5 protein-coding genes and 1 riboswitch are annotated in these 6,025 nt (G+C 45.1%); of the genes, 3 read left to right on the forward strand and 2 right to left on the reverse strand.

Translation table 11 applies throughout. The annotated features are described in order from the left end of the window. Positions 1–51: 51 nt before the first annotated feature. Positions 52–1,161 carry a tRNA (uridine(54)-C5)-methyltransferase TrmA gene (gene trmA / locus KIV40_RS20920; RefSeq protein ID WP_005430906.1) on the reverse strand — a complete coding sequence of 370 codons (1,110 nt, stop codon included), beginning with the start codon at positions 1,159–1,161 and terminating at the stop codon, positions 52–54. 184 nt (positions 1,162–1,345) lie between these two features. After that, positions 1,346–1,547: riboswitch (cobalamin riboswitch) on the forward strand. Between the two features lie 57 nt (positions 1,548–1,604). On the opposite strand from trmA, the gene KIV40_RS20925 reads away from it, so the two are divergent. The 3 genes from KIV40_RS20925 to murI all read left to right on the forward strand — a co-directional run bounded on the left by KIV40_RS20925 (position 1,605) and on the right by murI (position 5,096). Further along, positions 1,605–3,479, forward strand: a complete 1,875-nt coding sequence (locus tag KIV40_RS20925; protein ID WP_228175905.1) for a TonB-dependent receptor domain-containing protein — start codon at positions 1,605–1,607, stop codon at positions 3,477–3,479. An 86-nt stretch (positions 3,480–3,565) separates the two neighbouring features. Next, on the forward strand, positions 3,566–4,249 hold the full coding sequence (locus tag KIV40_RS20930) for an adenine nucleotide alpha hydrolase (protein WP_285351126.1): 684 nt from the start codon (positions 3,566–3,568) through the stop codon (positions 4,247–4,249). Positions 4,250–4,289: 40 nt separating this feature from the next. After that, positions 4,290–5,096 carry a glutamate racemase gene (gene murI, locus KIV40_RS20935; RefSeq protein ID WP_285351127.1) on the forward strand — a complete coding sequence of 269 codons (807 nt, stop codon included), beginning with the start codon at positions 4,290–4,292 and terminating at the stop codon, positions 5,094–5,096. Here murI and KIV40_RS20940 read toward each other — a convergent pair. After that, positions 5,059–5,514, reverse strand: coding sequence for an RNA-binding protein (locus KIV40_RS20940; protein ID WP_038890960.1), 456 nt, complete (start codon positions 5,512–5,514; stop codon positions 5,059–5,061). The two genes, murI and KIV40_RS20940, sit on opposite strands and share 38 nt — an antisense overlap. Positions 5,515–6,025: the final 511 nt, after the last annotated feature.

The raw sequence follows: 6,025 nt of genomic DNA on the forward strand, positions 1-6,025 counted from the left end.
TGAACGGCATTAGCCATTGAGCTCGCTTTTTTTATGCCTGAGGCTGGTGGATTACGCTTTACGTTCCAACAGTACACCTGCTTCCATGTGGTGTGTGTAAGGGAACTGGTCAAACAGAGCAAAACGCGTCACATTGTGGGTTTCACATAGAATGTCCAAGTTCTCTTTCAGAGTATCTGGGTTACAAGAGATGTACATGATGCGCTCGTAACCTTGCACCATCTTACAAGTGTCAACATCCATACCAGAGCGTGGTGGATCGACAAAAATCGTATTGCAGTTGTAGCTCTTCAGATCCACGCCTGCATCTTGTAGACGACGGAATTCACGCTTACCTTCGATTGCTTGAGTAAATTCTTCTGCTGATAGACGTAGGATTTGTACGTTGTCAATCTCGTTCGCTGCAATGTTGTATTGCGCAGAAACCACAGATGGCTTCGCTAGTTCTGTTGCAAGTACGCGATCAAAGTTTTGAGCTAACGCCAGAGAGAAGTTACCGTTACCACAGTAAAGCTCTAGTAGGTCACCCGTACTTTCTTGAGTACAGTCAACCGCCCATTCCAACATCTTCTCTGCGACTTTGCCGTTTGGCTGAGTAAAGCTGTTTTCAACTTGTTGGTAGATGTAGCTCTGGCCATTTACGTCTAGCTTCTCGATCACGTAGTCGCGGTCTAAGACAATCTTCATCTTACGAGCACGACCAATGATGTTTAGGTTGAAGCCTTCATCATTTAAACGCTGTTTGAGTGCTTTTGCGTTTTCAATCCACTCTTCATCAAGTTGGCGATGGTAAAGCAGTGAAACCAGAATCTCGCCGCTGAGCGTTGATAGGAAGTCCACTTGGAAAAGTTTGCGACGTAGAGATTCGTTGTCTTTCATCGCTTCAACCAATAGTGGCATCAGGTCGTTGATCAGACGGCTTGCTGCTGGGAATTGGTCAACGCGGTATTTCTCACGAGTTTCTTGATTGAACATGATGTAGTAAAGGTCTTCACCCTCATGCCAAACGCGGAACTCAGCACGCATGCGGTAGTGCTGCTCTGGTGATTCAAACACTTCCAGTTCTGGCACGTTGTATGGCGCGAACATATCGTTCAGACGTTCGACTTTTTCAGCCAGTTGTTCTTGGTAGCGTTGTGGGTTTACATCAAGAGTAGCCATGATCTTACCTTTTATGGTGCATTCAATTTAAGAGCGCAGATTTTATTCAATCTCAATAGGATGTCCAGTTTTGTACCCTAATTGATTTAAAGATAGTGTGTTCTGTGTCAGTTGATACACCAATGAACCAAATCGTTACAATTGTCAGGGGTAATATTGGCTGGACAAATAATCAATAGCTTAATAGTATTTGCCCCAAGCTGGTGCTATCTAGCAATCTAGATGGCTGAAATGGGAATCTGGTGGAAATCCAGAACTGACGCGCAGCGGTAAAAGAGAACGAACGCTCAACAAGACACTGCATTAGTTTATGTGGGAAGTCGAGCAAGTAGGTGATGTAATCTCGCTCTTAAGTCCGAATACCTGCCAGCAACTGAGCCACAGCACTGGACTGCTCAATATGAGTAGGGCTCGGTAGGAATTACGCGATTTAGGACAATACAATGAGAAAAACACTTCTTGCGATCACGTGTGCATCGCTGCTTTCACCTACCTTTTATTTACAGGCCCAAGAAGCCTCTGCAGACGAAACGGTTGTGGTTACCGCAAACCGATTCCAGCAAATTGATGGTGCGGTTCTCGCACAAACCGTTACGGTCACTAAAGAAGATATTGAGCGCCTGCAAGCAAACAGTCTGTTTGATGTGTTCCGTACACTACCGAGTGTTGAAGTTGCCCAGTACGGTGGGCGTGGTCAATCCGCATCTATCTACGTTCGAGGTGGTAGCTCGTCTCAAGTACTCGTTTTAGTTGATGGGGTGCGTATGCCCCGTGCGATTATGGGCGGCGTCGATTTTAATCAGTTTCCAATCAATTCTATTGAACGTATTGACTACATTCGTGGTGCGCGTGCTTCTATTTATGGCTCAGAAGCGATTTCTGGTGTAATCAACATTATTACTCGTGCGAACATTGATAGTGATGCCAGTCATGTGACCGCAGGTTATGGTTCGGACAATCATAAGAAAGGGACGTTTGTTGTCTCTAGGCCGATAGGTGACGGAAAACACTTTAAAGGTGTTCTAGGCTACGAGAAAACCGATGGTTTCAATGTGAAACCGTTGCCGGGTGTGAACGATGGTGATGAACATGGTTTCGAAACGCTAAACCTGAAGTTAGGTTACCAACAAAACTTTTCTGACAACTTATCTGGTTATGTTGGGGTGAGTGCTTACAACAATGAGTACGATTACGACAACAGTAGCTATGGTAATCCTACATGGGGCACGGTTGATAAGCACGAGAAGAAAACCGGTGAAGTAGAGTATGTCGGAGCCGATCTGTCGTTGGAATACAACAAAGACGTTTACTCATCTGAATTGAAACTGGCTTACGGCCAACAAGACAACTACGACCATAAATCAGGTCAAAGCAAATCAACCGGCGATCACGTTGCTATTGAGCAGTTCAATGCGATTTGGTTGAACTCGTACAGCGTAAACGAAGAGTTGAGCGTTGGTGGTGGTTTGGACTACCGTACGGAGAATCTAGCCAAAGGCTATATTGCCCCAAGTGACTGGGGACCTGCTAAAGACTACGATCCAGAAAAGAACCCAAGAACCAACTTTGGTGTTAGCGCCATTGCTCAATACGCTTATGACGTATGGACGTTAGAAGCAAGTGTACGTAATGACGACAACAACCAGTTTGGTAACAACACCACGTGGCAAACTGCTGCGGGTTGGAGCTTTTACGAAGGTTATGAGTTAACCCTGAGCCATGGTACTGCTTTCCGAGCGCCTAGCTTTGTTGACCTGTACTACCCGGGTTACGAAATGCCAAACCTAAAACCGGAAGAGTCAGAAAATACCGAGCTGTCGCTATCTGGTGCTGTATCGATTGTTGATTGGACGGTAACGGGTTACTACAACGAAATTGAGAACATGTTGATTTGGGAAGGAGCTGGCATGCAAAATGTTGGTGAAGCCGAGATCAAGGGTGTCGAACTAGAAGTGAAACTCGATACAGATATCGTATCTCATGAGTTCTACCTAGATTATAAAGACCCTGTCGATAAATCTGGCGCAGAAGATACGCAACTCGCTTACCGCTCTAAGCGTGGTGCTAAGTGGAACGCTTACGCGACGTTTGACCAATGGACGTTGGGCTCGCAATATCTTTACCAAGGTGAACGCTTTAATGGCAGCACAAGGTTGCCGAGCTACAGCCTATGGAACTTTACGGCTTCTTACGCAGTAAACCAAAACTGGGATATCAACGCGAAGCTAAGCAACGCTTTTGATAAAGATTACGAGATGTACGTGGGCTACGCGACACCAGGGCGCCAGTACTTTGTTTCGGCAGACTACCGCTTCTAATCAAATCTAATAAGAAAGACCGCCACATCGGCGGTCTTTCTTATTGTGAGTCAGGTCCGAGTGGAAATAGGTAACGAGGAAAGTTAATGACAAAAGCAAAACGTGTCTTGGTCAGCTGGTCGAGTGGCAAAGACTCTACGCTAACGTTGGAGCGACTAAACGAGAATCCGCTTTATCAGGTGGTTGGCTTGTACACCACCTGCGTTGATAAAGAAGTGCCTTTCCAAGCGACGCCATTAGAGGTTGTGCAAATGCAGGCAGACTTACTTGGTCTTCCACTCATTACTATTGAGCTGCCAGAAGTCTTCCCGAGTAACGACATTTATCAATCGATTATCGTTAATGCATTACAAAACAGTGGACTGAATGTAGAAGCGGTCGCGTTTGGCGATATGTTTTGTAATGGTATCGCCGATTATCGACGTAGCTATATTGAGCCTGCTGGTTGGGAGTGTGTCTTCCCTTTGCTAGGAGAAGAGAGAAGGGTATTGGCATTTGAAATTGTCGATCGTGGCATTCAAACCATGTTGGTAACGACCGATGGAGAAGTGTTGCAGTCGGAGTGGTGTGGACGTTGGTATGACAAAGCACTAATAGAGTCATTCCCCAGTCATATTGATCCCTGCGGAGAAAATGGCGAATTCCATACATTGGTGACATCAACCCCTTCATTTCAAGGACATATAGAATTGACTATGCTTGAAGTGGAAATAGGGGAGCGATTCAGTCATCAAAGATACCAAGCCAAAGCATTGCCAAAACAAATCTAACCAGTATGATCGCCGAGTCTCTAATTTGCAGGTAAGACTCGTGCGAGCATCAAGTAAGAAAAAAGTCCTAGTGTTTGATTCCGGTGTCGGAGGGTTATCGGTCTTCCAAGAAATCCACCGACTTCTGCCACATATGGATTACTTGTATCTGTTCGATAACGAAGCCTACCCGTATGGCGAACTCGATCAAGATGTGCTGATTACTCGCGTTAATAAGCTGGTGGCAGCGTTGGTCGAAGAGCATCAAGCTGACATCGTGGTCATCGCCTGCAATACCGCAAGTACCATAGTGCTGCCTTCACTGCGTGCTAATCTATCTATCCCAGTTGTTGGTGTCGTTCCTGCGATAAAGCCGGCATCACTACTTGCCTCTCAAGGCGTTGGGTTAATTGCTACGCCAGCGACAGTGACTCGTCAATATACCCGTGAACTGATTCGCGACTTTGCCCAAGGTAAATCTGTCGAGTTATTAGGCTCGACTCGCTTAGTGGATATGGCAGAAGAAAAGCTGCGTGGTGAAAGTATTTCTCTTTCAGAGCTGGAAAGCATTCTTCTCCCACTGCGTAATAAAGTAGATGTCGCAGTACTGGGCTGTACTCACTTCCCTCTAATCAAAGAAGAAATACATCAAGCATTGGGTGGTGAAGTAACGTTAGTTGATTCGGGTGAAGCCATTGCGCGTCGTGTGAAAGCATTATTGCTTAATGACATGAAGCAAGAGAGTAGAGAAGAGGGGAGTAAGAAGATTTATGCCAGTGCACCTCCTTGGCAAGAAGATGCACTGAATACCTGTTTGGCGAACTTAGGCTTTAATCCTGTTCAGGTTTACCGCCTTCCGGGTGTTTAGGGTCGTTTGCAATACGCACTTTAAGCGTACGCTCCATATATTCCTTCTCATTAAGTTTAGCGATAGCAGGTTTTGCATCTGCCGCTGCCATCACTACGAAACCAAACCCTCTTCTTTTACCTGTACGCTTATCTTTCATTAAGCGTACCGCGTAAACCTGTCCGTACTCAGCAAACAAATCACGAACGTGACTCTCATTAGCCTTATAAGGAAGGTTGCCGACATACAGCGTTTTAGTTGAAGGATCGGAATCCGAAGATTGAAGAACAGGTGTTTTGCTAGAAAGTGAAAAAAGAAAAGCAGTAGCGATAACACCGATAACAAAGCTCAAGGCAGGTGGCACAGGTAACTGAGAGAAGATGATTCCCCCAATGACCGCCAACCCAGCACACAAAGTCAGATTTTTTTTAGACGTCATTTTGATTACTACATATAGATGATAAAGAGATTGTCTGCCTATTAACAAAATAGACACATGGATCTTACGTATATGGTTGGTGTTTTTCCAACCAATTGCTGTGATATGTCTCAAATGTGACGAAGAAATATGCAGATATAACGCATTTGATGGATTAGTGACCGCTTGGTAAGTTTTTTTCAAAAAAAGGGTTGCGCTCATTTCTGGATTCCCTATACTGCGCATCCACCGACACGGAGTGAGACGAAAGTCACACAGCGAGTCGGGAAGAGAGAAAAAAGAATTTGAAAAAATGCTTGACTCTCAAAACGGAAAGCGTAAGATACTCACCCCTAACGACGAGGCGCTGAGGCGGCAAGTTAGTTAGAAAAGCTCTTTAAAAATATAGACCTATCAATCTGTGTGGGCACTCGTTGATGATAATCCAATTAGAAGCTTCGGCTTCAAATTAGGTTTCAATGATACGAAGTGACCATTGAATCGAAAGATTCAGCACAGTCAATTCAAACAT

This window comes from Vibrio sp. D173a, from assembly GCF_030248475.1.

Coding starts and splice junctions, on each gene's coding strand:
- trmA (WP_005430906.1), bottom strand. CDS start 1,161: ATGGCTACTCTTGATGTAAACCCACAACGCTACCAAGAACAACTGGCT.
- KIV40_RS20925 (WP_228175905.1), top strand. CDS start 1,605: ATGAGAAAAACACTTCTTGCGATCACGTGTGCATCGCTGCTTTCACCT.
- KIV40_RS20930 (WP_285351126.1), top strand. CDS start 3,566: ATGACAAAAGCAAAACGTGTCTTGGTCAGCTGGTCGAGTGGCAAAGAC.
- KIV40_RS20940 (WP_038890960.1), bottom strand. CDS start 5,514: ATGACGTCTAAAAAAAATCTGACTTTGTGTGCTGGGTTGGCGGTCATT.